Source organism: Nocardioides candidus, from assembly GCF_041321175.1.
Taxonomy (GTDB): domain Bacteria; phylum Actinomycetota; class Actinomycetes; order Propionibacteriales; family Nocardioidaceae; genus Nocardioides.
The window spans coordinates 106,620-133,427 of the sequence record NZ_JBGGWC010000004.1; the positions used below are offsets into that span (position 1 = coordinate 106,620).

Annotated in this window: 28 protein-coding genes and 1 tRNA gene; 9 read left to right on the forward strand and 20 right to left on the reverse strand. The window is 72.0% G+C overall.

The genetic code is table 11. The features are described 5' to 3' along the window. Nucleotides 1-81: 81 nt before the first annotated feature. Entirely contained in the window at nucleotides 82-759 is a 678-nt protein-coding gene (locus ACAX67_RS17655) for a type 1 glutamine amidotransferase family protein (RefSeq protein WP_370705192.1), read from the reverse strand. 66 nt (nucleotides 760-825) lie between these two features. Next, a tRNA-Leu gene (locus tag ACAX67_RS17660) sits at nucleotides 826-911 on the reverse strand. A gap of 168 nt (nucleotides 912-1,079) precedes the next feature. On the opposite strand from ACAX67_RS17660, the gene ACAX67_RS17665 reads away from it, so the two are divergent. Beyond that, nucleotides 1,080-1,358 carry a Fe-S cluster assembly protein HesB gene (locus ACAX67_RS17665; protein WP_370705193.1) on the forward strand — a complete coding sequence of 93 codons (279 nt, stop codon included), beginning with the start codon at nucleotides 1,080-1,082 and terminating at the stop codon, nucleotides 1,356-1,358. A gap of 45 nt (nucleotides 1,359-1,403) precedes the next feature. Here the strand turns inward: ACAX67_RS17665 and ACAX67_RS17670 are convergent, their stop codons facing one another. After that, complete coding sequence (locus ACAX67_RS17670; RefSeq protein WP_370705194.1) at nucleotides 1,404-1,982, reverse strand: M23 family metallopeptidase; 579 nt, start codon at nucleotides 1,980-1,982, stop codon at nucleotides 1,404-1,406. Nucleotides 1,983-2,154: 172 nt separating this feature from the next. Further along, nucleotides 2,155-2,625, reverse strand: a complete 471-nt coding sequence (locus ACAX67_RS17675) for an HNH endonuclease (protein ID WP_370705195.1) — start codon at nucleotides 2,623-2,625, stop codon at nucleotides 2,155-2,157. A gap of 92 nt (nucleotides 2,626-2,717) precedes the next feature. On the opposite strand from ACAX67_RS17675, the gene ACAX67_RS17680 reads away from it, so the two are divergent. Further along, nucleotides 2,718-3,308: a LysR family transcriptional regulator substrate-binding protein gene (locus tag ACAX67_RS17680; protein ID WP_370705196.1), complete on the forward strand. Its 591-nt coding sequence runs from the start codon at nucleotides 2,718-2,720 to the stop codon at nucleotides 3,306-3,308. Between the two features lie 7 nt (nucleotides 3,309-3,315). On the opposite strand, the gene ACAX67_RS17685 is transcribed toward ACAX67_RS17680, so the two are convergent. The 6 genes from ACAX67_RS17685 to ACAX67_RS17710 form a co-directional block, all read right to left on the reverse strand. Beyond that, the gene (locus ACAX67_RS17685; RefSeq protein ID WP_370705197.1) at nucleotides 3,316-3,825 is read right to left on the reverse strand and encodes a calcium-binding protein; all 510 of its coding nucleotides are present in this window, start codon (nucleotides 3,823-3,825) and stop codon (nucleotides 3,316-3,318) included. 101 nt (nucleotides 3,826-3,926) lie between these two features. Then, complete coding sequence (locus ACAX67_RS17690; protein WP_370705198.1) at nucleotides 3,927-4,562, reverse strand: RNA polymerase sigma factor; 636 nt, start codon at nucleotides 4,560-4,562, stop codon at nucleotides 3,927-3,929. After that, complete coding sequence (locus ACAX67_RS17695) at nucleotides 4,562-5,581, reverse strand: serine/threonine-protein kinase (protein ID WP_370705199.1); 1,020 nt, start codon at nucleotides 5,579-5,581, stop codon at nucleotides 4,562-4,564. The genes ACAX67_RS17690 and ACAX67_RS17695 overlap by 1 nt, the downstream gene beginning before the upstream one ends. A 73-nt stretch (nucleotides 5,582-5,654) precedes the next feature. Beyond that, entirely contained in the window at nucleotides 5,655-6,977 is a 1,323-nt protein-coding gene (locus ACAX67_RS17700) for a choice-of-anchor P domain-containing protein (protein ID WP_370705200.1), read from the reverse strand. Between the two features lie 81 nt (nucleotides 6,978-7,058). Further along, nucleotides 7,059-7,613 (reverse strand): nucleosidase, encoded by a 555-nt coding sequence (locus ACAX67_RS17705; RefSeq protein WP_370705201.1) that lies wholly within the window; start codon nucleotides 7,611-7,613, stop codon nucleotides 7,059-7,061. After that, nucleotides 7,610-9,049 (reverse strand): GuaB1 family IMP dehydrogenase-related protein, encoded by a 1,440-nt coding sequence (locus ACAX67_RS17710; RefSeq protein ID WP_370705202.1) that lies wholly within the window; start codon nucleotides 9,047-9,049, stop codon nucleotides 7,610-7,612. Before ACAX67_RS17710 ends, ACAX67_RS17705 begins: the two co-directional genes overlap by 4 nt. 61 nt (nucleotides 9,050-9,110) lie before the next feature. Here ACAX67_RS17710 and galK point away from each other — a divergent pair, with 61 nt between their 5' ends. Continuing rightward, the gene (galK, locus tag ACAX67_RS17715; protein WP_370705203.1) at nucleotides 9,111-10,229 is read left to right on the forward strand and encodes a galactokinase; all 1,119 of its coding nucleotides are present in this window, start codon (nucleotides 9,111-9,113) and stop codon (nucleotides 10,227-10,229) included. Between the two features lie 34 nt (nucleotides 10,230-10,263). Then, entirely contained in the window at nucleotides 10,264-10,494 is a 231-nt protein-coding gene (locus ACAX67_RS17720; RefSeq protein ID WP_370705204.1) for a hypothetical protein, read from the forward strand. A 101-nt stretch (nucleotides 10,495-10,595) separates the two neighbouring features. Here ACAX67_RS17720 and ACAX67_RS17725 read toward each other — a convergent pair whose 3' ends face one another. After that, nucleotides 10,596-11,819: an acyl-CoA dehydrogenase family protein gene (locus ACAX67_RS17725; RefSeq protein ID WP_370705205.1), complete on the reverse strand. Its 1,224-nt coding sequence runs from the start codon at nucleotides 11,817-11,819 to the stop codon at nucleotides 10,596-10,598. Further along, nucleotides 11,819-13,186, reverse strand: a complete 1,368-nt coding sequence (locus tag ACAX67_RS17730) for an acyl-CoA dehydrogenase family protein (protein WP_370705206.1) — start codon at nucleotides 13,184-13,186, stop codon at nucleotides 11,819-11,821. Before ACAX67_RS17730 ends, ACAX67_RS17725 begins: the two co-directional genes overlap by 1 nt. Nucleotides 13,187-13,283: 97 nt before the next feature. On the opposite strand from ACAX67_RS17730, the gene def reads away from it, so the two are divergent. After that, entirely contained in the window at nucleotides 13,284-13,880 is a 597-nt protein-coding gene (gene def, locus ACAX67_RS17735) for a peptide deformylase (protein WP_370705207.1), read from the forward strand. Between the two features lie 7 nt (nucleotides 13,881-13,887). Here the strand turns inward: def and ACAX67_RS17740 are convergent, their stop codons facing one another. Beyond that, nucleotides 13,888-15,423, reverse strand: coding sequence for a sensor histidine kinase (locus tag ACAX67_RS17740; protein WP_370705208.1), 1,536 nt, complete (start codon nucleotides 15,421-15,423; stop codon nucleotides 13,888-13,890). Further along, a complete protein-coding gene (locus ACAX67_RS17745; RefSeq protein ID WP_370705209.1) occupies nucleotides 15,417-16,967 on the reverse strand; it encodes a sensor histidine kinase in 1,551 nt (516 codons plus the stop codon). The genes ACAX67_RS17740 and ACAX67_RS17745 overlap by 7 nt, the downstream gene beginning before the upstream one ends. Nucleotides 16,968-17,051: 84 nt before the next feature. Here ACAX67_RS17745 and ACAX67_RS17750 point away from each other — a divergent pair, with 84 nt between their 5' ends. Then, nucleotides 17,052-18,053 carry a response regulator gene (locus tag ACAX67_RS17750; RefSeq protein WP_370705210.1) on the forward strand — a complete coding sequence of 334 codons (1,002 nt, stop codon included), beginning with the start codon at nucleotides 17,052-17,054 and terminating at the stop codon, nucleotides 18,051-18,053. 7 nt (nucleotides 18,054-18,060) lie between these two features. Here ACAX67_RS17750 and ACAX67_RS17755 read toward each other — a convergent pair whose 3' ends face one another. The 3 genes from ACAX67_RS17755 to cobA form a co-directional block, all read right to left on the reverse strand. After that, nucleotides 18,061-18,954 carry an alpha/beta hydrolase gene (locus tag ACAX67_RS17755; protein WP_370705211.1) on the reverse strand — a complete coding sequence of 298 codons (894 nt, stop codon included), beginning with the start codon at nucleotides 18,952-18,954 and terminating at the stop codon, nucleotides 18,061-18,063. 159 nt (nucleotides 18,955-19,113) lie between these two features. Then, nucleotides 19,114-19,917, reverse strand: coding sequence for a TrmH family RNA methyltransferase (locus tag ACAX67_RS17760; RefSeq protein ID WP_370705212.1), 804 nt, complete (start codon nucleotides 19,915-19,917; stop codon nucleotides 19,114-19,116). Beyond that, the gene (gene cobA / locus ACAX67_RS17765; RefSeq protein WP_370705213.1) at nucleotides 19,910-21,175 is read right to left on the reverse strand and encodes a uroporphyrinogen-III C-methyltransferase; all 1,266 of its coding nucleotides are present in this window, start codon (nucleotides 21,173-21,175) and stop codon (nucleotides 19,910-19,912) included. The genes ACAX67_RS17760 and cobA overlap by 8 nt, the downstream gene beginning before the upstream one ends. A gap of 104 nt (nucleotides 21,176-21,279) precedes the next feature. Between cobA and ACAX67_RS17770 the strand changes: the two genes are divergently transcribed. From ACAX67_RS17770 to ACAX67_RS17780, 3 genes are all read left to right on the forward strand, one after another. Continuing rightward, nucleotides 21,280-21,807 carry a YbhB/YbcL family Raf kinase inhibitor-like protein gene (locus ACAX67_RS17770; protein WP_370705214.1) on the forward strand — a complete coding sequence of 176 codons (528 nt, stop codon included), beginning with the start codon at nucleotides 21,280-21,282 and terminating at the stop codon, nucleotides 21,805-21,807. Nucleotides 21,808-21,817: 10 nt separating this feature from the next. Next, nucleotides 21,818-22,156 carry a hypothetical protein gene (locus ACAX67_RS17775; protein ID WP_370705215.1) on the forward strand — a complete coding sequence of 113 codons (339 nt, stop codon included), beginning with the start codon at nucleotides 21,818-21,820 and terminating at the stop codon, nucleotides 22,154-22,156. A 62-nt stretch (nucleotides 22,157-22,218) separates the two neighbouring features. Beyond that, entirely contained in the window at nucleotides 22,219-24,231 is a 2,013-nt protein-coding gene (locus ACAX67_RS17780) for an elongation factor G (protein WP_370705216.1), read from the forward strand. On the opposite strand, the gene ACAX67_RS17785 is transcribed toward ACAX67_RS17780, so the two are convergent. The 3 genes from ACAX67_RS17785 to ACAX67_RS17795 all read right to left on the reverse strand — a co-directional run bounded on the left by ACAX67_RS17785 (nucleotide 24,232) and on the right by ACAX67_RS17795 (nucleotide 26,789). Next, entirely contained in the window at nucleotides 24,232-24,858 is a 627-nt protein-coding gene (locus tag ACAX67_RS17785) for a CE1759 family FMN reductase (protein WP_370705217.1), read from the reverse strand. After that, complete coding sequence (locus ACAX67_RS17790) at nucleotides 24,855-25,985, reverse strand: LLM class flavin-dependent oxidoreductase (RefSeq protein WP_370705218.1); 1,131 nt, start codon at nucleotides 25,983-25,985, stop codon at nucleotides 24,855-24,857. Before ACAX67_RS17790 ends, ACAX67_RS17785 begins: the two co-directional genes overlap by 4 nt. An 81-nt stretch (nucleotides 25,986-26,066) precedes the next feature. Further along, nucleotides 26,067-26,789 (reverse strand): PP2C family protein-serine/threonine phosphatase, encoded by a 723-nt coding sequence (locus ACAX67_RS17795; protein ID WP_370705219.1) that lies wholly within the window; start codon nucleotides 26,787-26,789, stop codon nucleotides 26,067-26,069. Nucleotides 26,790-26,808 lie beyond the last annotated feature (19 nt).

Here is a 26,808-nt window from a genome sequence, read left to right on the forward strand (position 1 = left end):
GGCTGGCGGGAGTCGCCCCGACGGGTCGTTGATGTGCTGGGGCGCCAACGCCCCGGGCGCTCCACGGCCCGCCGCCCGCCGTCAGGAGGTCGCGACGACGATGCGGACCGCGACGTCGTCGCCCTGGCGACGGACGTGGAAGGCGGCACCGGCGCCGGTCACCCGCGGCTCCGCACCGTCGAGGACGAGCGCGGTGTGCTCGTCGACGGCCCACGCCTCGGGGGCCAGCCCATCTCGCACGGCGTGCAGTGCACGCGTCACCGTGCCCCACTGGGCGGCATGGACGTCGACCGCGAAGCCGACCCGGCCGAGCCCGTCTACGACGGTGACCGGGCCGAGATCCTCGCTCGCGTCCTCGGAGCAGACCTCGAGCTCGTCCAGCAACCAGCCGCCGACGATCGCCCGCTCGGCGGCGATCGCCGCGCCGGCGGAGAATCCCGCGAACGGCAGCGCGTCCAAGGCGTCCTTGGCGCCGACGACCAGCGCGGCGTAGAGCGGCGTGAGACCGCCGGCCACGAACACACCGGCCGCACCGGCGAGGTCCTCCGCCCTCAGCGGGCGACCCTCCGTCAGCACGACGTGTCGCACCGAGGACGCATCCGACAGCACGCCAGACCAGCGGTCCAGGTCGACGCCGTCGCCGTCGTCCACGACCACGCAGACAACCTCCCCACCCTGGAGCGCCTGCACGAACGGGACGAGCGCGTCCCGCACCTTCTGCTCGTCGCGGCCACCGCCGACCAACACCGTCACTGACATGGCTCGAACCTACCGAAAACTGGGAGAACCCCAGGTCATCCCTGAGGTTCTCTCAACCAACTTCGGTGTCCGAGGGGGGACTTGAACCCCCACGCCCTAATACGGGCACTAGCACCTCAAGCTAGCGCGTCTGCCAATTCCGCCACCCGGACGAGTGCGGGGCAACGCTAGCAAAGGTCGACCCAGGATCCCGCATCGGGACTGGGTTCTGGTCGCAGCCGCACAGCCGGCGACGCGCCCGGGTGGGAGGTCGGCTTGAACGAGACCGGGATCCCTGCAACGGTGGAAGAGCCCTTGCACTCAACTCAGAAAGCAATCCATTGCTCACCCTGACCGAGAACGCATGCGACATCGTGAAGCGCTACGCCGAGCACCCGGACACTCCGGACGAGGCGGGTCTGCGCATCTCGACCACCCCAGGTGACCAGCTCACCGTGTCGACGGCCGACCAGCCGGTGGCCGGTGACCAGGTCGTCGACCAGGGCGGCGCGAAGGTCTTCCTCGACCAGAGTGCCGCCGAGCAGCTCGACGCGATGATGCTCGACGCCAGCCTCGACGAGGCCGGCAACGTGCAGTTCGGCATCCTCGCGCAGGCCTGACCTCAGGCCTGGTCGTCCAGGCCTAGCTGGGCGATCCCGCGCCGCTCAGGGCTTGATGCCCCAAGCGGCCAGCGCCACCTCGGGGTCGACCGGGTCTCCCCCATCCGGTCGCACCTCGAGGTGGAGGTGCGGGCCCGTGGTGTTGCCCGTGGAGCCGACCGCTCCGACCACCTGGCCGGTGGTCACGTGCTGTCCGGCCACGACGTCGGTGCGCGACTGGTGGCAGTACCACAGCTCGGTGCCGTCCTCGAGTCGCAGGACGGTCTTGTTGCCGTAGGCGCCGTCGTACTCGACGGAGACGACCACGGCGTCGCCGATGGCGACCAACGGCGTCCCCTTGGGCGCCGCGAAGTCCAGGCCGGTGTGGTCGTCCGACCACAGCCCGCCGGAGTCGTCGAAGCGCGCGGTCAGGTGGTAGCCGGCGACCGGCAGCACCCGCGGGACGGGGCGCACCTTCAGCCCCCGCACGATCTTCACGTGCGCGGCCCCGGTCGACACGAGCCACGGAGCCGCGTCGGCGGCGGCGGGTTGGGGGACGGCGACGATCGCCGAGCACGCCAGCGCGCCGATCAGTGCGGGCGCGGTGGCGGCCCGACGGATACGACGGGCTGGGTACGGGTCCATGAAGCTTCCTCTGGTTCGCAAGTGCTTGCTTTTGCAAGCAGCGCAGACCAGTGAGCCATCAGCACCACGCCGTCCTCAAGTCCGCGGGCGCGTCGGTGTGGCCGCGGTCACGAGAACCTGTTCTCGTTCTCGCTCAGCACGTCCCGGATTCGCGACGGAGGTCACACGGGCGTCAGACCGTCGTACGCCGGTGTCCCCATGCCGTGACCTGGCTGCGCGTGGGCACCCATGGCTCGAAGCGCAGGCGCATGCCGGCCTCGTGCGGGGTGCGGTCGCCCTTCCGGCTGTTGCACCGCCCGCACGCCGCCACGGTGTTCAGCCAGGTCCAGGTGCCGCCACGCGACCGAGGCACGAGGTGGTCGATCGTGTCGGCGTGCGCGCCGCAGTAGGCACACCGGTGCTGGTCCCGGCGCAGCACGGCCTCCCGGCCGTAGGCCGCAGGCCGGTACATCCAGGTCGCCACCACGTAGCGCACCAGGCGCAGCACCTTCGGCCACGGGTGCGGACCGATCCGCCGGTCGGCGTCGGCCTCGTGCACCACCGCGACACCACGGAAGAGCATCCGCACCGCGTGCGGGAAGGAGACGACGTCGTGGGGCTCGTAGGAGGCGTTGAGCAGCACGACAGGCGCGTACGTCGCCACGACGACCACCTCCTTCCGATGCCGCACCCTAAGCATGACGCAGGCAGGAGGCCTACGGGGTTTCCCCGCGGTCACCGAATATTCTTCGAACCGTGGATCGTCTGAGGGTCGCCTTCGCACCCGGTGTCACCCCTGACAAGTGGGCACGCGTGTGGCGGGAGCGCCATCCCCGTATCCGGCTGGAACTGCTGCCCATCGAGGAGGACCGTCAGCGTGCCGTCCTCGACGACGGCGAGGCCGACCTCGTGCTGGCGCGCCTGCCCGTCGATCGGGAGCACCCCACTCCCCTGCACTGCGTCGTGCTCTACGACGAGGTCCCCGTCGTCGTCGCCTCCGTCGAGCACTTCGTCGGGGCGGCGGACGAGGTGACCACCGCCGACCTCGACGACGAGCAGCTCGTGGCGCCCGAGCGCTCCGGCTGGCGGCCCAACGCCGAGCAGCTGACCTTCCCGCCGATGAGCGACAAGGACGCTATCGAGGTGGCGGCGGCGGGGACCGGGGTCGTCGTGCTGCCGATGGCACTGGCCCGGCTCCACCACCGCAAGGACGTGGTGCACCGTCCCGTCGCCGACCTGCCGCCGACCCAGGTGGGTCTGCTGTGGAAGGTCGAGGACGACGGACCGGTGCACCAGGACTTCGTCGGCGTCACCCGCGGCCGGCGCGCCAGCAGCGGCCGCGGCTGATCGCCGGTCAGAACGGCACGTAGTTGTCGCACCCGTAGAACTCGTCGCCCGGGTCGGTCGTGTCGTAGTAGACGGTGTCGTAGCCCGGTCCGCACTTGATGTAGTCGGCGCTGCCGTCGGAGTAGACGTAGATGTAGTCGTCGCCGTAGCCGGCCCGCACCTCGTCGGGACCGAAACCGGGCACCAGGTTGTCGACGCCGGCGTTGCCGTAGAGCCGGTCGGCCCCGCCACTGCCGTCGAGGTAGTCCGAGCCGGAGCCGCCGCGCAGCAGGTCGCGCCCGTCGGCGCCCGCGGCGTAGTCGTTGCCTGCCCCGCCGAGGATTGTGTCGGCACCGCTGTAGCCGTAGAGCGTGTCGTTGCCCTCGAACCCCGTGATGGTGTCGGCGTAGGGCGTGCCGTAGAGGTAGTCGTCGAGCTGCCCGCCCGGGATGTTCGCGGCGGAGGCGGGGCTGGCCGAGAAGGCGGCCACGCCGGCGACAGCAGCTGCTCCGAGGGCGAGGTTGCGGATGGTGCGCATGGTGGGTCTCCTTGGGTCGTGGCCCGCCGTTGCGGCCGGCCTCTGACCACGGGATGCGCTCCGGAGCCCACCCAGTTCCCGGATGCCCGGAAAAACTTTCGTCAGCCCCAGTGCCAGGTCTGCTTGGCCAGCAGGTCCCGGGCCCGCGAGATCCTCGATCGCACGGTGCCGACGGGCACGCCGAGCCGCTCGGCGATCTCGTCGTAGCCGAGACCGTCGAACTCCCGAAGGACCAGCGCCTCGCGGTACGGCTCGGGGACCCGCTCGAGCGCCTGCCGGACCGCCTGCTCGTCGGCGACGACCGAGCTGAGCCGCCTGCTGAAGGCGGCCAGCTCCGGGACTTCGTCGCCCGTGGGCTCGGACTTGCGCTGCTTGCGGCGCAGCACCTGCAGCGCCTCGTTGCGCGCGATCGCCCGGACCCAGGTCTGGAACCGCGAGCGACCTTCGAACTGGGCGATCTTCTCCATGACGGAGATGAGCGTCAGCTGTGCCGCGTCCTCGATGTCGGCCGGGTCGACGAGCAACGACGTGATGGCCGGCTGGGCGATCCGGTGCTTGTGGGTCAGCTCGAGCAGCACCTCCGTCGCGGGCACGGCGCCGCCCGCGCCGAGCACGGCGAGACCGTCGAGGATGGCGATCCGCTCCTCGGCCGGCGCGCCGGCGTACTCCGTCAGGACGGCGCCGCGCGCTGCCGCCTCGCCGCGGGCCGCCGCCTCGAGCAGGTTCTGGTCGGGCATCACGAGCCTCCGGTGTAGTCGAGCGCGACGACGATGCCGACCGCCACCGCGACGAGCAGGGCGAGGAGGACGGCGAGCAGGATCGGCCCACCCGGGAAGCCCGATCGGCCGGCGGTGCCCGAGGGCGCCACCGGCGCCACGGGTGCGAGGGACAACGGCGGCAGTAGCGGCGCCGCCGACGTCGGCGGTGCTGGCGGGACCGTCACCGTCACCGGTGCCAGGCTCGCGTCCAGTGCGCCGAGGAGGTCGTGGGCCCAGCTGCGCGCGTCGGGCTGACGCTCTTCGCGGTCGCGCGCCATGCCCCGCGCCACCGCCGCTGCGACGCGCGCGTCACGGGGGCCGGGCGTGCGGTCGAGCAGCTCCGCCACGACGGCCGATGCCGCGTAGATGTCGGCGCGCCCGTCGATCCGTGCGCCGATCGCAGCCTGCTCGGGCGCCATGTAGGCCGGGGTGCCGGCGGCCGCGGTGACCTGACGCGTCGAGTCCAGCGCCTTCGCCAGGCCGAAGTCCGCCAGGATCACGAAGTCGTCGTCGCGCAGCAGCGCGCCGCCGGGCCGGCCGTCGGGGGCGTGCCCCTCGGGCGCCGGACGGATCAGGACGTTGGACGGCTTGATGTCCCGGTGGACCACCCCGCGGTCGTGGATGACGGCCAGAGCGGTGCCGAGCGCCGATACGACCGCGCGCACGTCCGGGACGCCGATCCGCTGCTGGGAGAGGTCGAGCTCGTCGATCCGGTCGTCGAGCGTGCCGCGTTCGGCGAGCTCGAGCACCAGGTAGGGCCGTCCGTCGGGGAGCTGGCCGACGTCGTACACGGTCGCGGTGCGCGGCGAGTCGATCCGCCGCATCAACCGCGCCTCCTTGATGAAGCGCTCCCGGCCGTCGACGTCGAACGCCACGGTGGCCGACAGCACCTTGATGGCGACCAGCTGCTCGAGCACGGGATCCTCGGCGCGGTAGACCGCGGCGTGTGCCCCGACCCCGATGCGCTCGAGGACCACGAACCTGCCGATCGCGTCCACGGGGTCATCCTGACAGAGACGAGCGCCGCCGGCCCGAAGGACCGACGGCGCTCGTGCTGGACTGCTCAGCAGGTCAGCGGCTCACCCAGGCGGCGGCGACGCCGACCTCGATGTCCACGCCCGCAATGTTGTCCGGAGCGTCGGGCAGGGCCTCGATGTGCAGGGCCCGGACGGCCTTCCCGTTGTAGGGGAAGGGCAGCTCCGTCTGCTCGTTGATCGTCACCCGCACCAGGCCCGGGATCTCGATCACCGTGTTGGGATCGACTCCTACCGGCACCGGCTTGCCGCCGATCTTCAGGCCGAGGATCTGGCTCGACACCGTCTTGATCGGAGCGTCGGACCCGTGCTGCTCGACGTGGGACGTCGCGACGATGGCGTCGAGGGTGATGGCTCCGTTGAGGAGGTTCACCGCCGCTGTCTTCGAGGTCAACGTCTCGTCGGAGTCGGTGCTCGTCACCGTCGCGTTGCAGGTGTTGCTCAGACCCTTGACGTCGAGCAGGCCCGGCAGCCGCACCCGCGCGGTGGCGTTGGTCAGGTCGACGCCGTTGGTGCCACCGGCCGGGCAGATGACCAGGCCGAGCGGGGCGGAGAGCACGTTGACGGCGTTGCCGACGTGGACCAGGGCGCGCGTGGAGTAGGCGAAGCCGAAGACCGGCTCACCGTCGATCGGCGTCGGCAGCAGGATGCGCGCCATGGTCGGGGTGACCTCGACGTTGGCACCGACACTGAGGTCGTCGCGCGGCTTGAGCAGCGTGATGTGGATGCCGGTAGCCTGGGACTTGATCAGCGCGTCGCCGCCGATCTGGCCACGGACCTCGTTGAGCACGACCTTCGCGACACCCGGGATCGTGATGCCGAAGTTCTTCGGCACGTTGATCGGGATGTTCTGGTCCTTGATGTGCACCCCGATGAGCTTGGTGCCGCCGCTGCGGGAGACGTTCCCGGCGCTGTCGATCGAGGCGATCGCCTTGGTCTCGATCGCGTCGACCGTGATCGCGCCGTCGAGCAGGCTCACGCCGGCGATCTTCGCCTCGGAGGTGAGGGTGATGCCGCCGCCGAGACGGTTGCTCGTGCGCTGGTAGCTCGAGGCGGCCTCGGCCTTGATCAGGCCGTTGAGCAGGTTGATGTTGGCGGTCTTGTTCTCGGTGTAGCGAGGGGCCGTCTCGACGCGCATCGTGCTGGCCGCGGTGAGCTCGGACCGGACCACGCCCGCGACGTTGACGCGCGTGGCGCCGCTCACGGAGTGGAAGACCGGGTCGGTGGGGGTCGCTGCGGCCGCTCGGGCCGGGGCGGCAGGCGCGGCCTCAGCGGCCGGCATCGCCGGGCTGGCGAGCAGTGCCGCCCCCAGCAGTAGCGGGAGATATCCCGCGATCTTGTATCGAATTGAAGGGAGCATGGGCAAACGCTAACCCCGGAAGGGGGTTTCGGAAGAAAGACTCCCGGGATTTTGTCCTGGGTCTTCGCCACAGCAGGGCGGTCAGATACTCGCGTCCAGCCACGCGCCGAGCGCGCGAGCGCTGTGATCGACCATCTCGTTCCAGTCGAGGGCGGTCTCGTCGGCGTTGTCGGAGACGTGCTTGACCAGACGCACCGGCACCCCGAACTGCCGCGCCGCGTAGACCACGGCGTAGCCCTCCATGTCGACCAGGTCGGCGCGCTCGGCCAGGCGCGCCCGGACGACCGGGTCGGTGACGAAGACGTCGCCGGTCGCGAGGACGGTCTCACCGGCCCCGCACCGCAGCCGCTCCTCCGGGTCGTAGCCGAGCGCCCGGATCGCGTCGGCGTTGATGTCGTGGTTGAGCACGACACCCGGCTCGTGAAGGCCGGCGTGGTGGTCGTGGAGCGCCCCTGCGGTGCCGATGTTGACCAGCTCCAGGCCGGCCAGGTCGTCGTACGACGCCAGGGCCCGCGCCACCGCGAACGCCGCCGCCGTCTTGCCGATCCCCGTGACCAGGACCGGCAGGCCGTCGGGGACGTACGCCGCCTCCGCCCTCGTCGCCGCGACGACGAGGACCTGTCGCGCGCCGCTCACCAGCTCGTCGCCAGCGGGCGGCCCTCGTGGAACCCGGCGGCGGACTGCACGCCGACGAGTGCACGCTCGTGCAGCTCGGCCAGCGTCGTCGCGCCCGCGTAGGTGCAGGCCGACCGCACGCCGGCAGAGATCTGGTCGATGAGGTCCTCCACGCCAGGGCGGGCCGGATCGAGGTACATCCGAGACGAGGAGATGCCCTCCTCGTAGAGCCCCTTCCGGGCGCGGTCGAAGGCCGACTCGGTGGCCGTGCGGTTGGCCACCGCGCGCGCCGATGCCATGCCGAAGGAGACCTTGAACGACCGGCCGTCCGCGTCCTGGAGGAGGTCGCCCGGCGACTCGTGGGTGCCGGCGAACCAGGAGCCGATCATCACCGAGGACGCGCCCGCAGCCAGCGCGAGCGCGACGTCGCGTGGATGCCGCACTCCCCCGTCGGCCCACACGTGGGCGCCCAGGTCGCGTGCGGCGGCCGCGCAGTCGAGCACCGCGGAGAACTGTGGACGGCCGACCCCCGTCATCATCCGGGTCGTGCACATGGCGCCCGGCCCGACGCCGACCTTGACGATGTCGGCACCGGCGTCGACCAGGGTGCGGGTGCCGTCGGCGTCGACGACGTTGCCCGCGACGACCGGCACGCCGGGGTCGAGGGCACGCACCGCCTGCAGCGCCTCGATCATCCGGTCCTGGTGACCGTGCGCGGTGTCGACGACGAGGCAGTCGACGCCCGCCTCGAGCAGAGCGGCTGCCTTGTCGGCGACGTCTCCGTTGACACCGACCGCGGCGGCGATCCGCAGCGCGCCCGTCCCGTCGACGGCCGGCTCGTAGAGCGTGGCCCGCAGCGCGGCTGTGCGGGTGAGGACGCCGACGAGCCGTCCCTCCCCGTCGACACCGACGGCGATCGCCGCCCGCGCGTCGTCGAGGGCGTCGAACGCCTTGCGTGGCTCCGTGTCGGCCTCGACGAGCACCTCGACGGGCCGCATCACCTGGTGGGCCTGGGCGAACCGGTCCACGTCTGCGCAGTCGGGCTCCAGGACCACACCGATCGGCCGCTGCTCGTCGTCGACGACCACGGCCGCACGGTGGGAGCGCTTCGGCATCAGCGACAGCGCCTCGGCGACGGTCTGGTCGGGACGGAGCTGGATCGGGGTGTCGAGCACCAGGTGGCGCGACTTCACGAAGCCGACCACGTCGGCGACGACCGGTGCCGGGATGTCCTGCGGGATCACCACCAGTCCCCCGCGGCGGGCGACCGTCTCGGCCATCCGCTTGCCCGCGATGGCCGTCATGTTGGCGACCACGATCGGGATGGTCGCGCCGGTCCCGTCGGTGGTCGACAGGTCGACGTCGTAACGACTCCCCACCGAGGACCGCCGCGGCACCATGAAGACGTCGTCGTAGGTCAGGTCGTGGTCGGGCACCCGGTCGTCGAGGAAGCGCACACCGCGAATCTACCGTCGGCCCGATCCTCGTGCCCGCGCGCGGATCGGGTAGAGATGAGTGGTGACGTCCGCAACCGCACGGGCCCCGGGCAGGGTCAACCTGATCGGTGACCACACCGACTACAACGGCGGTCTGTGCCTGCCCTTCGCGATCCCCCTGGGCACGACGACGACGGCCCGGGCGCGCGGCGACGACCGGGTGCGCGTCCGCTCGACGGCGTACGACGACGTGTGGACCGGCCGCCTGGGCGACCTGACGCTCGGAGCTCGCGACGGGATGCCGGCGTGGGTGCGCTACGTCGCGGGCGTCCTGTGGGCGGCCCGGGCCGACGGCTGGCGGCTGCCCGGCCTCGACCTCCTCATCGACAGCGACCTGCCGTCCGGCGCCGGACTGTCGAGCTCGGCCGCACTGGAGTGCTCGGTGGCCGTCGCGGTCGCCGCGCTCGTCGACCGGCCCCTCGATCCTGGGAGCCGGCCCGGCCTCGCCGAGCTCTGCCGGCGCGCGGAGAACGACTTCGTGGGGGCACCGACGGGGGGCCTCGACCAGCTGGCGTCGCTGCTGAGCACTGAGGACCACGGCCTGCTCGTGGACTTCGCCGACACCAGCACGCGCCAGGTGCCGCTGCCGCTGCGCGAGGCCGGGCTCGTGGTCCTCGTCATCGACACCGGCACGAGCCACGACCTCGCCGACGCGAGCAGCGGCTACGCCCAGCGTCGCGCTGAGTGCGACGCCGCCGCCGCCGCGCTCGGACTTCCCCGCCTCGGCCTGGCCTGGGCCGACGACCTCAGCCGGCTCACCGACGAGGTCCAGCAGGCGCGCGCCCGGCACGTGCTCTCGGAGAGCACCCGCGTCGAGGACGCGGTCGCTGCGGTCGCCGATGCCGACTGGGAGCGGCTCGGTTCGGTGCTGACCGCCTCGCACGCGTCGCTGGCGCGCGACTTCGCCGCGTCCACCGACGAGCTCGACCTGGCCGTGGCGACCGCCGTCGAAGCCGGGGCGCTCGGCGCCCGGCTCACCGGCGGCGGCTTCGGCGGCTCGGCGATCGCGCTCGCCCCGCGGGAGCGGGTGGACGCCGTACGCCTGGCGGTGGGGACCGCGTTCGCCGCGGAGGGGCACGCCGCCCCGTCCTTCGTCGAGGTGCTGCCGTCGGCCGGTGCGGCGGTGCTGGATCAGGCCTGAGCGGGCCTGCAAGGTCTCCTCCGACCCCGACGTCGTGGCCGCCAAGAAGGCGGTGCTCCGCGCCGACACGTGGCGGCGCGTCGAGCGCTTGCGAGGACGAACCGCCGCGCCGTCGTACGCCGTCCGACACCATGCGGGCCCCGCAGCCGAGCACGCCGAGCGCTACGTCCGGCTCGCTGCCGAGGGCGTCGACGCCGTGTTCCTCGGCCTGCAGGACCTCAACGGACCGGATGACCTGGAGCGATTGGCACCGATGCTGGCCTGACGAGGGCGGACTGGGACGACGAAACTGTCGCTGGGACGCTGCAATTGCGTCGTCCCAGCGACAGTTTCACCGTCCGGACGGTGAAACTGTCGCCCGTCCGCTCACTTCAGCTGAGCGCTCGACAACCCCAGCACCCGGCGCGCCACGATGAGCTGCTGGATCTGCTGGGTCCCCTCGAAGATGTCGAGGATCTTGGAGTCACGCGCCCACTTCTCGAGCAGCTCGCCCTCCGAGTAGCCGACGGAGGAGCAGAGCTCGACGCAGCCGAGCGTGACGTCCGACCCGACCCGGCCGGCCTTGGCCTTCGACATCGAGGCCTCGAGCGAGTTGGGCTGGCGGTTGTCGGCCATCCAGGCCGCCTGGAGGGTGAGCAGGCGGCCCATCTCCCAGTTGGTCTCGAGCTCGAGGAACTTCGCGGCGGCGGCCGACTGCAGCTGGGCGGGGCGGTCGTAGTCGACCGTGACGCCCGCCTGCTCCAGCAGGTCGCGGGTGAGGTCGAGGGACGCGCGGGCGCAGCCCACGGCCATCGCTGCGACCAGCGGACGGGTGTTGTCGAAGGTCGCCATCGCGCCGGCGAAGCCCTGCTCGACGTTGACCTCCGGCGAACCGAGGAGGTTCTCCTTCGGCACCCGCGCGTCGGTGAACGTGATGACGGCCGTGTCGGAGGCCCGGATGCCGAGCTTCTCCTCGAGCCGCTCCACCTTCACGCCCGGCGTGTCCTTGGTGACGACGAACGACTTGATCGCCGCCTTGCCGAGCGACTTGTCGAAGGTCGCCCACACGACGATCGAGTCGGAGCGCTCGCCGGAGGTGACGAAGATCTTCTCGCCGTTGATGACGTACTCGTCGCCGTCGAGCACCGCGGTGGTCGAGATGGCCGAGGAGTCCGAGCCGAACGACGGCTCGGTGATCGCCATCGAGGCCCACGTGCCCTCGAAGCGCTCGAGCTGCTCGTCGGTCGCCACGGACGCGATGGCCGAGTTGCCCAGGCCCTGGCGCGGCATGGTGAGGAGCAGCCCGACGTCACCCCAGCACATCTCGGCGACCGAGGTCACCGAGGCCATGTTGGAGCCGTTCTTCACGGTGTTCTTCTTGTCGCCACCCTCGTCCTCGCCACGGCGGACGCCGGTCGCGCCGGCTCCCTCGCTCGCGCCGGACTCGTTGAGCCCGTCGATCATCGCGGCGAGGATGTCGAGCTCCTTGGGGTACTCGTGCTCGGCGATGTCGTACTTGCGCGAGATCGGTCGCAGCATGTTCATCGCGACCTGGTGTGCCTGGTCGATCAGTGCGCGGTGCTTCTTCGGCACCTCGAGGTTGATGGCCATCAGACCAGCACCGTCCCTTCCATGATCCCGATGGCACGCAGGTCGCGGTACCACCGCTCGACCGGGTGCTCCTTGACGTATCCGTGGCCACCGAGCAGCTGAACGCCGTCGAGGCCGATGCGCATGCCGTGGTCGGCGCACGCCTTGCGGGCGAGCGCGACCTCCTTCGAGAAGTCCTTGCCTGCGGCGGCGCGAGCTGCCGCGCGGTAGGTCAGCAGGCGCATGCCCTGCAGCTCGATCGCGATGTTGGCGACCATGAACGCCACCGACTGGCGGTGGCCGATCGGCTCGCCGAACGCCTCGCGCTCCTTGACGTACGGCGTCACGTAGTCGAGCACCGCCTGGGCCGTGCCGATCGCGAGCGCGCACCAGGCGAGGCGCGAGAGACGCACGCACTCGGTGTACGTCGACCCGTCGGTCTCGCCCAGGACGGCATCGGCCGGCACCTTGACGTCCTCGAGGACGAGGGAGGTCATCGAGGCGGCCCGCACGCCCATCGCGGGCTCGCCCTCGATGCTGAGGCCCTCGGTCGAGGACTCGACGAGGAAGAGGACCGGCTTGCCCTCGAGGGAGGCGCCGACGATGAAGAGCTCGGCGTGGTCGCCACGGGCGACCAGGCTCTTGCGCCCGTTGAGGACGTAGCCGTCCCCGCTCTTGGTCGCGGTGGTCGACGGGCTGAGCACGTCGAACAGCACGGTCGGCTCGCTCAGGGCGAGCGCAGCGGCCGGGACCTCGTCGCCGGTGAACGCCGGCAGGTAGGTCTGCTGCTGCGCATCGGTGCCCCACAGGCCGATCGCCGTGGCGACGGAGCCGGGCGCGAGGGTCGCGACCGCGAGGCCCATGTCGCCCTTGGCGAGAGCCTCGGCGACCAGCGTGCCCGCCATCGCCGAGCGCTCCTCGGAGACGCCGCCGAGCTCCTCGGGCAGACCGAGGATCGGCAGGCCGATCTCCAGGCTCGCCTTGAGGAGGTCGTCGGGTGCGGCACAGCCGGCGTCGGCCTCGGCGGCTGCCGGGCGGACGACCTCCGCGGAGAACTCGGAGACCACGTCGACGAGCATCTGCTCGTCCTCCGTCGGGGTCAGGTCGAAGACGCCGGTCGGGGCCGAGGTCGCGGCCGGGCGCACGCCCGGCTTCCCCTTCTTGCCCGCCTTGGCGAAGGTGCGGCTCGCCTGGGTGATGGTCTTGAACCCGCTGCGGGTGACCGTGAACACGACCTGCTCGGTCTGCTTGCGCATCCCGATCTTGTCGATGAGGTCGCTCTGCGCGAGCTTGCTGAGGCCTGCGACGAGGTAGCCGATGGGGTCACGCGTCTCGCGACTCGGGACCCCGTGCTTGCCACCTGGCTTGAGGTTGCTGATCAGGGACATGACCACAACTGTAACTACGAGTTACACATTGCGCTACAGCTGGTCCGGGAAATCCTCAGTGCGGCCCGTCACAGCGGCCCCTCTAGGGTTGCTGCTCATGCCGGCCTCCCGCCCCGACGACTCAGTGCACGCCCCGCACGGCCCGCTCCCCCGCGGCGGCACCGTCCGCCCCATCACGCGATGGGGCACCGACGTCATGCACCGCCCGCAGCAGCAGGTGACGGCGTACGACGACGAGCTCCGCGCCCTCGCGGCCGACATGGTGGCCACGATGTACGCCGCCGACGGCGTCGGGCTCGCGGCCTGCCAGGTCGGCGTCGATCTCGCCCTCTTCGTCTTCGACTGCCCCGACGAGGCGGGCGAGCGCTACGTCGGCGTGGTCTGCAACCCGGAGGTCAGCGTGCCCGAGGCGCGGGGCCGCGAGCTCGATGACGGCGACGAGGGCTGCCTGTCCTACCCGGGGGCGTTCTGCCCCTGCCCCCGACCTGCCTTCGCCTCCGTGACCGGCTTCGGGCTCGACGGCGAGCCGGTGTCGTTCGAGGGCGACGGGCTGCTCGCGCGGTGCCTCCAGCACGAGACCGACCACACCCGCGGCACGGTCTTCGGCGACCGGCTCTCAACGCGCAGCCGCAAGAAACTCCGGAAGCTGCACGACGCCGCCGCCGCTGACTACCCCCCGGAGTGGCCCACCTAGGCGTCGGTCAGGCCGGCACCCACCCGCTCACCGACGTGCCGTGACCGTCCGCGGCCGAGACGATGGTGACGTCGCCCCCGACCGCCCTGATCCGGTCGCGCATGTTCTCCAGGCCACGACCGCGGCCGCCGAGGTCGAAGCCGTGACCGTCGTCGGCCACCTCGAAGTAGATCCGCGCGTCGTCGCGGGACAGGCGCACCTCCGCGGTGGCGCCGGCGCCGGCGTGCTTGGCGGCGTTCTGGAGCGCCTCGTTGCAACAGAAGTAGACCGACGACTCCCTGGTGTGGTCGAAGCGGCCGACCCCGGCCGCGCGCAGCTCGGTGGGGATGGCGGTCCGGGCGGCCGTCGCGGCCAGGGCCGCCTCCAGACCGGACGCGGTGAGCTCCGCCGGGTAGACGCCGGCCGAGAGCCGCTGGATCTCCTCCTCGGCAGCCGCGACGGTGGCGCGCACGGTGCCGCACAGCCGGTGCAGCTCGGAGCGCTGGGCGAGCTGCTCCTCCACCTGCCCGACCTCGTCGGCGACGCGCTGGAGACGCACCATCACCCGCCGGCGGAGGTCGCGCTCCATCCGCTGCCGCTCGCCGTCGGCGATCGAGGCGAGCCGCGCGCGGGACGCCCGGACGGCGTCCTCGTCGGCCTCGATGCGCTCGGCCATCCGGTTCAGGCTCATCGCCGCCTCGTCGAGCTCGTCGCCGGCCCGCACGGCCACCCGGATGCTGTGCTCGCGCCGCCCGATGCGGTCCAGTGCCAGGGTCAGCTCGGACACCCGCATGAAGATCGAGTGCGACACCAGGCCGGTGATGATCCCGCCGAAGCTGACCGCGGACCCGATCGTCGCCAGCACGGCGATGCCGAGCGCCACCTCCCGGTCGGCGGTCGCCGACACCAGGCTCGACACCGCGGCGCCCGTGTACGCCATCGCGGACGCCGAGGCGAGCGCACTTCGGCGACTGAGCGTGAGCCAGCTGCGTCCGGGCGCGAAATCCGGCGGGAGCAACGGCTGCAGCTCGCGGAGGACCGGCCGGAACGCCACCTCCCAGATGAGCACGAAGAAGAACCCAGCGGCCGAGGTGATGATCGACGCGACGAGCCACCCGCTGACGTAGTCGCCGAGCGTGAAGTCGCGGGAGCGACCGACCTCGATCAGGCACGGGATGTTGCCGGCGAAGCAGTAGGCGGCCGTGCAGGTGGCGCTCACCCGCGGGACCCGTCGTACGGCGGCGTGCCAGACCTCGCGCGGGTCCACCTCCTCCCCGCGGAGGAACCGCACGATCGGGCGGAACGGTCCGAGCGCGATCCACGGCATCAGGACCAGCGTGATCAGCAGCCCGCAGGCCATCGTCACGAGGAACGGCCGCACCGCGTCCCCACCCGGTCCCCAGAGCGGGTGCAGCGTCCAGAACTGCGTCGGCCAGGCGAGGAGCAGGATGCCGCTCGCGCTGAGGAGCAGCCACGCCTCGACGTACCTCTTCCCCAACCGACGGTAGGACCGCTCGTAGAGCCGGTCGAGCCAGTGCGGCTCCTCCGAGGTCACCGTCAGCACGTCGGCACGTCCGCGTGATAGGCGACGCCGTGGTCGTCGGGCGTCGTCGCCACCGTGCCTCCGACGGCGCCGAGCCGGTCCTGGAGGTACTGCTCGAGGTCGGCGCCGTGCTCCTCGGGGAGCGCCGGCTGGACGCGGATGTCGACCAGGCCCGTCCCGCCGTCCTCGGTCAGTCCGATGCGCACCGTCAGGTCGTCGGACTCGACCTGCCCGACCCGCTGCAGGACCTCCCAGCAGCAGAAGTAGACGGCCGACTCGACCGCGTGGTCCCACCGCTTCCGGACCGCGACGTCGAGGCTCACCATGACCTCCGACTCCCTCGCCGCGGCCCGCAGCGCGGAGGTCAGACCCTCGGCCTCCAGGCTGGCGGGGTAGATCCCGTGCGCGAGCGCCCGCATCTCGGCGACCACCTCGCTGAGCTCGGCGCGGATCGCGTGGACCCGTTCGGCGGCCTCGGGCTCGGCGCGGCAGCCCGACTCCAGCTGGCCCAGCTGCATGCTCACCAGCGCGAGGTTCTGCTGGGCACCGTCGTGCAGGTCGCGCTCGATCAGCCGGCGCGTCGCGTCCGCGACCTCGATCAGGCGCGACCGCGACCGCCGCAGCTCCTGGGCGTGGTCGTCGAGCAGGTCGACCATGCGGTTGAACGAACGTCCGACAGCGTCGAACTCGTCCCCCGAGCTGGGGCGGATCCGGACGGCGTGCCGGCCGCTCGCGACCGCGTTGAGCGCGTCGGAGAGCTCGGCGACGCGGCGGGAGACGCTCGACGCGACCAACGCCAGCTGGGCGCCGACGTAGGTGCAGACCAGTCCGAGGGTCACCACGGCCACGACGAGCGGGCGCCCGGCCTGGGAGAAGCCCATGGCGAGCCCGGCCGCCTGGCAGCCGACGGTGAAGATGATCGCCGTGTTGAGGAAGACCAGGCGGCGGCGAGCGGACATGACCGCCGTGTCCGCGAAGTCCGGTGGCAGCTGGAGGGCGACCTCGCGCGCGATCGGCAGCAGGGCGACCTCGTAGATCATGAGGTAGAACGCGGCGACGCCCACCGTGACGAGCGCCTCGGAGGAGTAGGCACCGACGTACGTCGTCGCGGTGAAGTGCTCCCGCCGGCCGACGTAGACCAGGCCGAGCCCGATCGTGAACCCGCTCCAGACCGAGGAGACGACGGCCGCCGAGATCGGGAGCCGCGTCACGCAGTCGCGCCAGACCTCGACCGGATCGGCCTCCCGCCCGCGCAGGTGCGCCACGAGCGAGCGGTGCCGCGGGTAGAGCACAAGAGCCAGCATCAGCGGCGCCGACACGAACGCCAGCAGGCCGAAAACACCGACGTACCGCCACTGCCCGAAGCCGTGCGTCCAGAACGGCACCTGCGTGAGGTTCTGGTACGGCGTCGACACCCACGAGACGAAGATGCCGGTCGAGATCAGGAGGCCGTGGAAGTACCACTGGCCCATCGCCGCGCGCGCCCGAGCGACGAAAGCGTCCAGCCGCATGGTCACCCGGCCGGATGCCCCCGCCTCCACCTGCGGCGCGGCGCTGCTCGACATCGGCGCGATTCTCACACCGCCCGGGGGCCGCTGACCGTAATTCCACGGATCCCGTGGGCGACGCCGCGTGGGACAGTGTCCGTCGTGACCGTGCTGATCGTCGATGACCACGCGCAGTTCCGCGAGTACCTGCGCTCGGTCCTGGAGACCGACGGGTTCGAGGTGGTCGCCGACGTCGGCGACGGCACCGAGGCACTGGCCGCCGCCGCGGCGACCCACCCCGACCTGGTCCTCCTCGACGTGCACCTGGGCGACGGCCCGGACGGGTTCGAGGTCGCGCGCCGGCTCGCCGAGCTGCCGTCCCCGCCGTCGGTCATCGTCACCTCCAGCCGCAGCCGGACCGCCTACAGCGAGCGGATCGAGGCGGCGCCGGTCGTGGGGTTCGTGCCGAAGGAGGAGCTGAGCGCCGCGGTGATCCGCGGACTGGTCTCGCGCCGGCCGGTCTCGGTGGCGATCGCCGAGGACTCCGTGCTGTTCCGCGAGGGCCTGGTGCGCGTCCTCGGTGACCTCGGCTTCGTCGTGGCCGGGCAGGTCGCCGACGGCGCCGAGCTCCTGGCGCTGCTCGCGGCCACCCCGGTCGACGCGGTGATCGTCGACATCCGGATGCCCCCGTCCTTCACCACCGAGGGCATCACCACGGCCTCGGCGATCGCCAAGAGCTTCCCGTCGGTCGGTGTGATGGTGCTGTCCCAGTACCTCGAGCCCGACTACGTCCTGCGCCTCCTTGACAACCACGAGTCCGGGCGCGGCTACCTGCTCAAGGACCGGGTCGGGGACCTGCCGAGCTTCGCCGAGGCGCTCCACCGGGTCGCGACGGGCGGCCAGGCGGTGGACCCGGGGGTCGTCGCGCAGCTGATGGCCGACGCCTCGACCCCGCTGCGCAGCCTGACGGACCGCGAGAACGACGTGCTCCGGTTGATGGCGCAAGGCCTGTCCAACGACGGCATCGCCTCGGAGCTGGTGGTCAGTCCTCGCACCGTCGAGGCGCACGTCGGCCGGATCTTCGACAAGCTCGGCATCGACCGGAGCACCAGCCAGAACCCGCGCGTCCGCGCGGTGCTGCAGTTCCTCGACCAGCCCGTGTAGGGCGGGCTCAGGAGGCGGCCGCTCCGGAGACCCGCTCCTGCGCCGCCTCGACGCGCGCGACGAAACGGGCGACCTCGTCGAGCGCGCGTCCCGACTCCGGTACCGGGCGGATCATCTGGAAGACGTGGAAGAGGCCGGGCCACACCTGGACCTCGCACTCGCCGCCCGCCTCGCGCTGCGCGCGGGCGAATCCCTCGGCGTGCGCCCGCAGGTGCTCGTGCTCGCCGACCTGGAGGAGCATCGGCGGCAGGTCCGCGCCGACGACCTGGATCACGTCGAGACGGGGGTCGGCGGGGTCGGCGCCGTGGGTGTAGACGGCCAGCACCCGGCGCGCGGTGTCGCGGCTGACGAAACCGTCCCTCGGGTTCTCCGGCGGCTTGCCGAACAGCTCGTAGGTCAGGTCGACGACCGGCGAGAAGCCGACGACCGCTCCCGGCATGGGCACCTCGAGCCGGCGCAGCTCGCCGAGCAGCGCGAGCGCAAGGTGACCGCCGGCGGAGTCGCCCATGACGGTGATGTCGCGGGCGTCGTGGCCACGGTCGAGGAGCCAGAGGTACGCCGCCAGCACGTCGAGGTGCGCGGAGGGGAACCGGAACTCGGGGGCACGTCGGTAGCGCACGGCAAAGGCGGCGCGGTCGAGGCGGCGGCACAGCTCGGAGACCAGGCCGCGGTGGGTGGCCGGCGAGCACGCGACGTAGGCGCTGCCGTGCAGGTAGAGCAGCACCGGATCCCCCGGAGCCGGGACCGCACCGACCCACTCGCCGCGCACGGTGCCCGCCCCGCCCTCGGTGTCGACCGGGGTCGACGGCAGCCGCGGGTGGAGGCCGGCGTAGCAGGCGGCGCCGAGCACGAGCCGGATCACCGCGGCGCCCGCCAGGTTGCCCGGGAGCACGGCTCCCACGGGCCGGAACGTCAGGTGGAGGCCGGTCTGCACCAACCGGCCCCGATGTGATGCGCGCGCCGCGCGCGACCCCCCAGATCTCACGGCGTCATTGAAACACGTTGCACGACGCGGTGGCAGCGTCAGGCAGGTCAGCTGTCCTGATCGTTACCGCCGTCGTCACCGGCGCGCGGTGACGTAGCAGGCGACGGCCGATGCGGCCGCGACGTTGAGCGAGTCGATCCCTGCTTCCATGGGGATGATCGCGCGCCGGTCGGCGGCCTGCTCCCACCGAGCGGACAGGCCGTGTCCTTCCGAGCCGAGCACGAGCGCGACCTTGTCGAGGCCGGCGACGGACTCCTCGAGCGGCCGGGCGTCGGCGGCCAGGGTCAGCGCCACGGTCGTGAACCCCGCGGCCGACAGGGCCGGGAGGGCGTCGTGCCAGTCGGGCAGCCGGGTCCACGGCAGGCTGAAGACGGCGCCCATCCCCACCTTGATCGCCCGGCGGTAGAGCGGGTCCGCGCAGCGCGGGGCCAGCAGCGCCGCGTCGAAGCCGAGCGCGGCGGCGCTGCGCAGGATGGCCCCGACGTTGGTGTGGTCGACGACGTCCTCCAGCACCACCACCGAGCGTGCGCCGTCGAGCACCTCTGAGACCGACGGGAGCGGCCGTCGTACGAGGGAGGCGAGAGCACCGCGGTGCACGTGGAAGCCGGTGACCTCCTCGGCCAAGGCCTCGGGCACCACGTAGCAGGGCGCGTCGGTCGTGGCCAGCACGTCGGCGAGGCCGTCGAGCCAGCGCGGTGCCATGAGGAAGGAGCGGACGGGGAAACCGCCCTCGACCGCGCGCCGGACGACCTTCTCCCCCTCCGCGAGGAAGAGTCCCTGCTCGGCCTCGAGGTGCTTGCGGAGCTGGACGTCGCGCAGGTCGCGGTAGTCCGCGAGGCGCGGGTCGTCGCCCGCGGAGATCTCGACCAGCTCAGCCATCGGCGACCGCGGCCGCCCCGGCCGTCGTGGGCGCCGCGTCGGGGAACGCGTCGGGGAAGGCCACCCGGACGACCTCGCCCACCACGATGATCGCCGGGGGCTGGACCTTCTCCGAGGCGACCGTGGCACCCAGCGTGCTCAGCGTCGCGAGCACGGTGCGCTGGGTCGGCATGGTGCCGTCGCACACCACCGCGACGGGGGTGCCCGGCTCGCGACCACCGGCGAGCAGCGCCTTCGCGATCTCAGGGGAGTTCTCGACGGCCATCATCAGCACGACGGTCCCGCGCATCCGGGCGAGCGCGTCGTAGTCGACGAGCGACTCCGGGTGACCGGGCGGCAGGTGGCCCGACACGACGGTGAACTCGTGGGTCACGCCGCGGTGGGTCACCGGGATCCCGGCGATGGCCGGTACGGCGACCGGGCTCGTCAGTCCGGGGATCACGGTCACCGGCACCCCGGCCGCGCGGCACGCGATGATCTCCTCGTAGCCGCGGCCGAAGACGAAGTTGTCGCCGCCCTTGAAGCGCACCACGCGCTTGCCCTCGAGCGCACGCTCGACGATGACCCGGTTGATCTCCTCCTGCTGCGCGCTGCGACCGCGGGGCAGCTTGGCGACGTCGACCAGCTCGACGTCCGCCGGCAGCTCGCCGAGCACCTCGCGCGGGGCGAGCCGGTCGGCGACGACCACGTCGGCCTCCATCAGCGCGCGGTGACCGGCGATCGACATCAGGCCGGGGTCGCCCGGACCACCACCGACCAGGACCACGCCCGGCGTGCGGTCGTGGTGCTCCGGCGCGGCGATCCGGCCCTCGCGGAGGGCTTCGACGATCTCGTTGCGCAGCGCTGCCGAGCGCCGCGGCTCGCGGTTGCCGAGCACGGCGACCGTCACTCCCCCGTGCCGGCCGACGGCCGGGGTCCACGCGGTCCCCTGGGTCCCGTCGTCGGACCGGACGCAGAACACCCGCTGTTCCTCGGCCAGCGCGCTGACCCGGTCGTTGACGGCGACGTCGTCGGTGACCGCGATGACGTACCAGGCGCCGTCGAGGTCGGCGTCCTCGAACCCGCGACGGTGCCAGGTGACCTCAGCCGACCCGACCAGCCCCTCGATCGCGGGCGTCACCTCCGGCGAGACGACGTGCACGTCCGCGCCCGCCGCGATCAGGTGCGGCACCCGACGCTGGGCGACGGAGCCACCTCCGACCACCAGCACGCGCCGCCCGGCGAGGCGAAGACCCGAGGGATACGGCGGAAAATCCATGGCTCCATCATCGACGGGCCGTGTTGCGCCCCTGTCAACGACCCACCTGCCGGACTAGATTCGAAGGCGTCCGCCTCCTGTGCCTCCGTCTCGAAGGAGCTTCCATGTCCCTGGACCGTCCGGTCACGCCCGACCCCTACGAGCTGCTGCCCGCCGTACCTTCGTTCGGCGTCACCAGCGCCGACGTCGCCGACGGGCAGCCGCTGAAGGAGGACCAGGTCTACTCCGCCGGCAACACCTCCCCGCAGCTGTCCTGGGAGCCAGGCCCCGAGGGCACGCAGAGCTACGTCGTGACCTGCTTCGACCCCGACGCGCCGACGCCGAGCGGCTTCTGGCACTGGGTGGTCGTCGACATCCCGGCCGACGTGACCAGCCTCGACACCGGGGCGGGTGCGGGTGACGACTCGCTGCCGGGCGGCGCCTTCCACGTCCGCAACGACTTCAGCACCCGCGACTTCGCCGGCGCGGCGCCGCCCGAGGGCGACCAGGTGCACCGCTACTACTTCGTCGTGCACGCGGTGAAGGAGGCCGAGCTCGGTGTCGACGGCGACGCAAGCCCCGCCGTCGTGAGCTTCAACCTCGCCTTCAAGACGCTCGGCCGCGGCATCGTCATGGGCACCTACCAGCACTGAGGGATGCCAGGTGCGGAGATGGCTCGCCCGGATCACCCTGCTGCTCGGCGTCCTGCTGGTCGTCGGCGCGGGATGGTACGGCGCGACGTCGCTCCTCGACGACGATGACCCCGCGACCGGGTCCGACCCGCCTCCGGCCTGCTCGCCGACGTCCGAGCACCTGGCCAGGCTCGCCCAACGTGCCTTCGCGCGGCGCTACGCCGACGAGCGCTGGGTGAGCGGGTACGGCGTCCGCGAGCTCGACGGCAAGGGCTCGGTCGTCTTCGTGACCACCACGAGGAAGGCGCCGCTGGACGACCTGCCGGGGTGCGTGCAGGACGTGCCGGTGGTCTACACACCTGCCGGGTAGCGGCGCGACGCCCGGTCCGCTCGCCTCTTGTGGTCTACGGCCCAGGGGAGTTACGTAGTCCCATGGCCGACAAGACCCCCCGAAAGGCCAGCGACCAGGACCTCGCGGCGCCCGGGCCCGACCGGATCCGCAACGTGGTGCTGGTCGGGCCCACCCAGTCCGGCAAGACCACCCTGGTCGAGGCGCTCACGCACGTGACGCTCGGCGAGGGACGGTCCGTGTCGCTCGCGGTCGCTCCGGTGGTCGTCGAGGGCACCAAGGTCAACCTCGTCGACACCCCGGGCTACGCCGACTTCGTCGGCGAGGTGCGGGCCGGCCTGCGGGCCGCCGACTGCGCGCTCTTCGTGATCGCGGCCAACGAGGGTGTCGACGACACGACCCGTGAGCTGTGGCGCGAGTGCGCCGCCGTGGCCATGCCACGGGCCGTCGTGGTCACCAAGCTCGACCACCCCCGGGCCGACCACGACGGGGTGCTGCGCCAGGCACAGGACTCCTTCGGCGAGAAGGTGCTGCCCGTCCACGTCGTCCGCGACGGCGCGGTCATCGGGCTCGTCACCGGTGCGCTCGACGACCCCCGGCGCGGAGAGCTGATCGAGGCGATCATCGAGGAGTCCGAGGACGAGACGCTGATGGACCGCTACCTCGGCGGCGAGCAGATCGACGAGAAGCTGCTCGTCGACGACCTGGAGACGGCGATCTCGCGCGCGAACTTCTTCCCGGTGGTGCCGGTCTGCGCCCAGACCGGGGTCGGCCTGCCCGAGCTGCTCGACCTGTGCGTGCGGGCCTTCCCGTCCCCGCCGGAGCACGTGCCGCCCGAGGTGTTCACCCCGGAGGGGCGCGCGGCCGCCGCGGTCGCGTGCGACCCGGACGGCCCGCTGGTCGCCGAGGTGGTGAAGACGACCAGCGACCCCTACCTGGGGCGGGTCAGCGTCGTACGCGTCTTCTCCGGCACCCTCGACCCGGACGTGTCGGTGCACGTCTCGGGACACTTCTCGAGCTTCGGCGCGCAAGGTCACGAGGACCACGACGAGGACGAGCGCATCGGGTCGCTCGGCTTCCCGCTCGGCACCGGCCAGGTGGTGGCCCCGCGCGTGACCGCGGGCGACATCGCGATCGTCGGACGCCTCTCCCGGGCCGAGACCGGCGACACGCTCTCCTCCCCCGGTGCCCCGCGCGTGCTGCGCCCGTGGTCGCTGCCCGACCCGCTGCTCCCGATCGCCATCGAGGCGGCGACGCGCTCCGACGAGGACAAGCTCTCGGGCGCGCTCACCCGGTTGGCCGCGGAGGACCCCAGCCTGCGCGTGCACCACGACCCCGAGACCGGCCAGCTCGTCATCTGGGCGATGGGCGAGGCGCACGCCGAGGTCGCGCTCCACCGCCTTGAGGAGCGCTACGGCGTCTCCGTGGAGCAGCGCGACCTCGTCATCCCGCTCCGCGAGTGCTTCGTGGCCAGGGCCAAGGGCCACGGCCGCCACGTGAAGCAGTCCGGCGGCCACGGCCAGTACGCCGTCTGCGACATCGAGGTCGAGCCGCTGCCCGAGGGCTCCGGCTTCGAGTTCGTCGACAAGGTGGTCGGCGGCTCCGTGCCCCGCAACTTCATCCCGTCGGTGGAGAAGGGCCTGCGCGCGCAGATGCAGCGCGGCTGCCGGCTCGGCTATCCCGTCGTCGACATCCGCGTGACGCTCACCGACGGCAAGGCGCACAGCGTCGACTCCTCCGACATGGCGTTCCAGACCGCTGCGGCGCTCGCGCTCCGCGAGGCGGCCGACCAGGCCGGCATCTGCCTGCTGGAGCCCTACGACGAGGTCTCGGTGCTCGTCAGCGACGACCTCGTCGGTGGGGTGATGAGCGACCTGTCCTCCAAGCGCGGGCGTCTGCTCGGCACGGACCAGGTCGGCGACCGGGCCCTCGTGAAGGCGCACGTGCCCCAGCGCGAGCTGGTCCGCTACGCGATCGACCTGCGGGCGTCCTCCCACGGTGCGGGCACGTTCAGCCGCGCGTTCTCCCACTACGAGCCGATGCCCGAGGATCTCGCGAAGGGCGTCGCGCCGCGCGAGCACGCCTCACCGCACTGATCAGCGGACGGAGTCCCCGCCGGCCTCGCGGAGCAGCTGCTCGAACGGCGTCACCGCGACCGGCGCGGGGGGCGCGGGCGTCGTACGACCCTCGCCTCCGGCGACCAGCGCGGCCAGCTCGGCGGCCGCGCGGTCGACGCGCTTCTGGAGGAGTCCGTCGCTGCCGCCGAAGTCGTCGGTCGCGGCGAAGACGCCGGTCGGCACCACGACGGCGCGCAGGTAGGCGAACAGCGGCCGCAGCGCGTGGTCGAGCACCAGCGAGTGGCGGGCGGTCCCGGCCGTCGCGGCGATCAGCACCGGCTTGCCGTCGAGCGCGTCCTTGTCGAGCACGTCGAAGAACGTCTTGAAGAGCCCGGAGTACGACGCCGCGAAGACCGGCGTGACGACGACGAGCCCGTCCGCGCGGTGGACCCGGTCGATCACGGCCGCGAGCTCCTGGCCGGGGAAGCCGGTCAGCAGGTGGTCGGCGAGCGCGTGCGCCAGCGGGCGCAGCTCGACGACCTCGACCTCCACCTCGGCACCCCGCGCCTCGACCGCCCGCTCGGCGGCGTCGCCGATCAGGTCGGCCAGCAGCCGGGTCGAGGACGGGACGCTGAGGCCCGCCGCGATGACGACGATCCGCTTCATCGGTCGCTCCTTCCGGTGACGGCGTCGGCCTCGGCGTAGACGGTGGCGTCGTGCGCACCGCCCGCTGCGTCCACCAGCGAGGCGTGGGTGGGGGCTTCCGGGATGTGGGCGGGGCGTCCCTCGGCGAAGCCCTTCCTCATCTCCGGAAGGATCTCGCCGAGCAGGTCGAGCTGCTCGAGCACGGTCTTCAGCGGGAGTCCGGCGTGGTCCACCAGGAACAGCTGGCGCTGGTAGTGGCCGGCGTAGTCACGGAACGACAGCGTGCGCTCGAGCACCTGCTGGGGGGAGCCGACGGTCAGCGGCGTCTGCTCGGTGAAGTCCTCCAGGGAGGGCCCGTGGCCGTAGACCGGCGCGTTGTCGAAGTAGGGACGGAACTCGTTGACCGCGTCCTGGCTGTTGCGCCTCATGAAGAACTGGCCGCCGAGGCCGACGATCGCAGTGTCGGCGGGGCCGTGGCCGTAGTGCTCGAACCGCTCGCGGTAGAGCCGGACCATCTGCTCGGTGTGGGTGGCCGGCCAGAAGATGTGGTTGTGGAAGAACCCGTCGCCGTAGTAGGCCGCCTGCTCGGCGATCTCGGGGCTGCGGATCGATCCGTGCCAGACGAACGGCGGGGCGCCGTCGAGCGGACGCGGGGTGGAGGTGAAGCCGTGCAGCGGGGTGCGGAACCGGCCCTCCCAGTCCACGACGTCCTCACGCCAGAGCCGGTGCAGGAGCGCGTAGTTCTCGATGGCCAGGTTGATGCCCTGGCGGATGTCCTTGCCGAACCACGGGTAGACCGGGCCGGTGTTCCCGCGACCCATCATCAGGTCGACCCGGCCGTCGGTGAGGTGCTGCAGCTTCGCGTAGTTCTCCGCGATCAGCACCGGGTCGGTGGTGGTGATCAGCGTGGTCGCGGTCGACAGGATGATGCGCTCGGTCTGGGCGCCGATGTAGGCGAGCGTGGTGGTCGGGGCGGAGGCGATGAACGGCGGGTTGTGGTGCTCCCCCGTCGCGAAGACGTCGAGGCCGATCTCCTCGGCCTTCTTGGCGATGGCGACGGTCGCCTTGATCCGCTCGTGCTCGGTCGGCGTCCGGCCCGTCGTCGGGTCGGTCGTCACGTCGCCGACGGTGAAGATGCCGATCTGCATGGTGCCCATCCTCCTCTGTCCTCGTCGTCGCCATGCTAGTTGACATGGCAACCAATGAGCACAACCGGGGGTGGTGCGGTGCTATTCCCGGGCGAGCACGAGGACCGCGCGATCGTCGTCGCCCTGGGAGACCTGGGTCATGATCCGTCCCGGCACGTCGGCCAGGCGTCCCGTCGTGAGCGCCGTCCGGGCGGCGTAGAGGAGCCAGGAGATGCCGGTGTCGAGGTCGGAGTCGTGCCGCTCGACCACCCCGTCGGTGTAGAACACCAACGCGTCGCCGGGAGCGAGGACGCCCGTGCTCATCCCGAGCTCGGGGTCCTCCACGACACCCAGTGCGGTCCCCCGCGCGTTGTCGACGACGAGGGCGCGGTCGGTGCCGACCCACCGCAGCACGGGCGGGTGGCCGGCGCTGCGGATCCGGTAGTGGCCGTTGACGAGGTCGATGGAGACCTGCGCCGCGGTCGCGATGCACTCGTCGGACGGCTGCCGCTGCAGGTAGCCGTTGGCGCCCCTCAGCACCTCCGACTCGGGCAGTCCTCCCAGCAGGCCGCGCAGGGCCCCGGCGAACTGCACCGCCTCCGGGAGCGCCGTGGCACCCTTCCCGCACACGTCGACGAGCACCATCGTGAGCTGGTCGCGACCGGTCTCGGTGGGCACCAGGTCGGCCACGAAGAAGTCGCCGCCGTACTCGAAGCCCTGCGCGGCCAGCATCGCCGACGTGATGGTCCACCCGTCCGGGAGGTCCGGTATCCGGCACTGCTCCTGGAGCAGGTCGCGCAGCCCGCTCAGGAATGCCTCGTCCACTCCCTCACCCTAGAGGCGC

Excerpts from the sequence above, each read along its gene's own strand:
- ACAX67_RS17655 (WP_370705192.1), bottom strand. The coding sequence starts at position 759 with ATGTCAGTGACGGTGTTGGTCGGCGGTGGCCGCGACGAGCAGAAGGTG.
- ACAX67_RS17670 (WP_370705194.1), bottom strand. The coding sequence starts at position 1,982 with ATGGACCCGTACCCAGCCCGTCGTATCCGTCGGGCCGCCACCGCGCCC.
- ACAX67_RS17685 (WP_370705197.1), bottom strand. The coding sequence starts at position 3,825 with ATGCGCACCATCCGCAACCTCGCCCTCGGAGCAGCTGCTGTCGCCGGC.
- ACAX67_RS17690 (WP_370705198.1), bottom strand. The coding sequence starts at position 4,562 with ATGCCCGACCAGAACCTGCTCGAGGCGGCGGCCCGCGGCGAGGCGGCA.
- ACAX67_RS17700 (WP_370705200.1), bottom strand. The coding sequence starts at position 6,977 with ATGCTCCCTTCAATTCGATACAAGATCGCGGGATATCTCCCGCTACTG.
- ACAX67_RS17725 (WP_370705205.1), bottom strand. The coding sequence starts at position 11,819 with ATGGCCATCAACCTCGAGGTGCCGAAGAAGCACCGCGCACTGATCGAC.
- ACAX67_RS17730 (WP_370705206.1), bottom strand. The coding sequence starts at position 13,186 with ATGTCCCTGATCAGCAACCTCAAGCCAGGTGGCAAGCACGGGGTCCCG.
- def (WP_370705207.1), top strand. The coding sequence starts at position 13,284 with ATGCCGGCCTCCCGCCCCGACGACTCAGTGCACGCCCCGCACGGCCCG.
- ACAX67_RS17745 (WP_370705209.1), bottom strand. The coding sequence starts at position 16,967 with ATGTCGAGCAGCGCCGCGCCGCAGGTGGAGGCGGGGGCATCCGGCCGG.
- ACAX67_RS17760 (WP_370705212.1), bottom strand. The coding sequence starts at position 19,917 with ATGGCTGAGCTGGTCGAGATCTCCGCGGGCGACGACCCGCGCCTCGCG.
- cobA (WP_370705213.1), bottom strand. The coding sequence starts at position 21,175 with ATGGATTTTCCGCCGTATCCCTCGGGTCTTCGCCTCGCCGGGCGGCGC.
- ACAX67_RS17770 (WP_370705214.1), top strand. The coding sequence starts at position 21,280 with ATGTCCCTGGACCGTCCGGTCACGCCCGACCCCTACGAGCTGCTGCCC.
- ACAX67_RS17780 (WP_370705216.1), top strand. The coding sequence starts at position 22,219 with ATGGCCGACAAGACCCCCCGAAAGGCCAGCGACCAGGACCTCGCGGCG.
- ACAX67_RS17785 (WP_370705217.1), bottom strand. The coding sequence starts at position 24,858 with ATGAAGCGGATCGTCGTCATCGCGGCGGGCCTCAGCGTCCCGTCCTCG.
- ACAX67_RS17790 (WP_370705218.1), bottom strand. The coding sequence starts at position 25,985 with ATGCAGATCGGCATCTTCACCGTCGGCGACGTGACGACCGACCCGACG.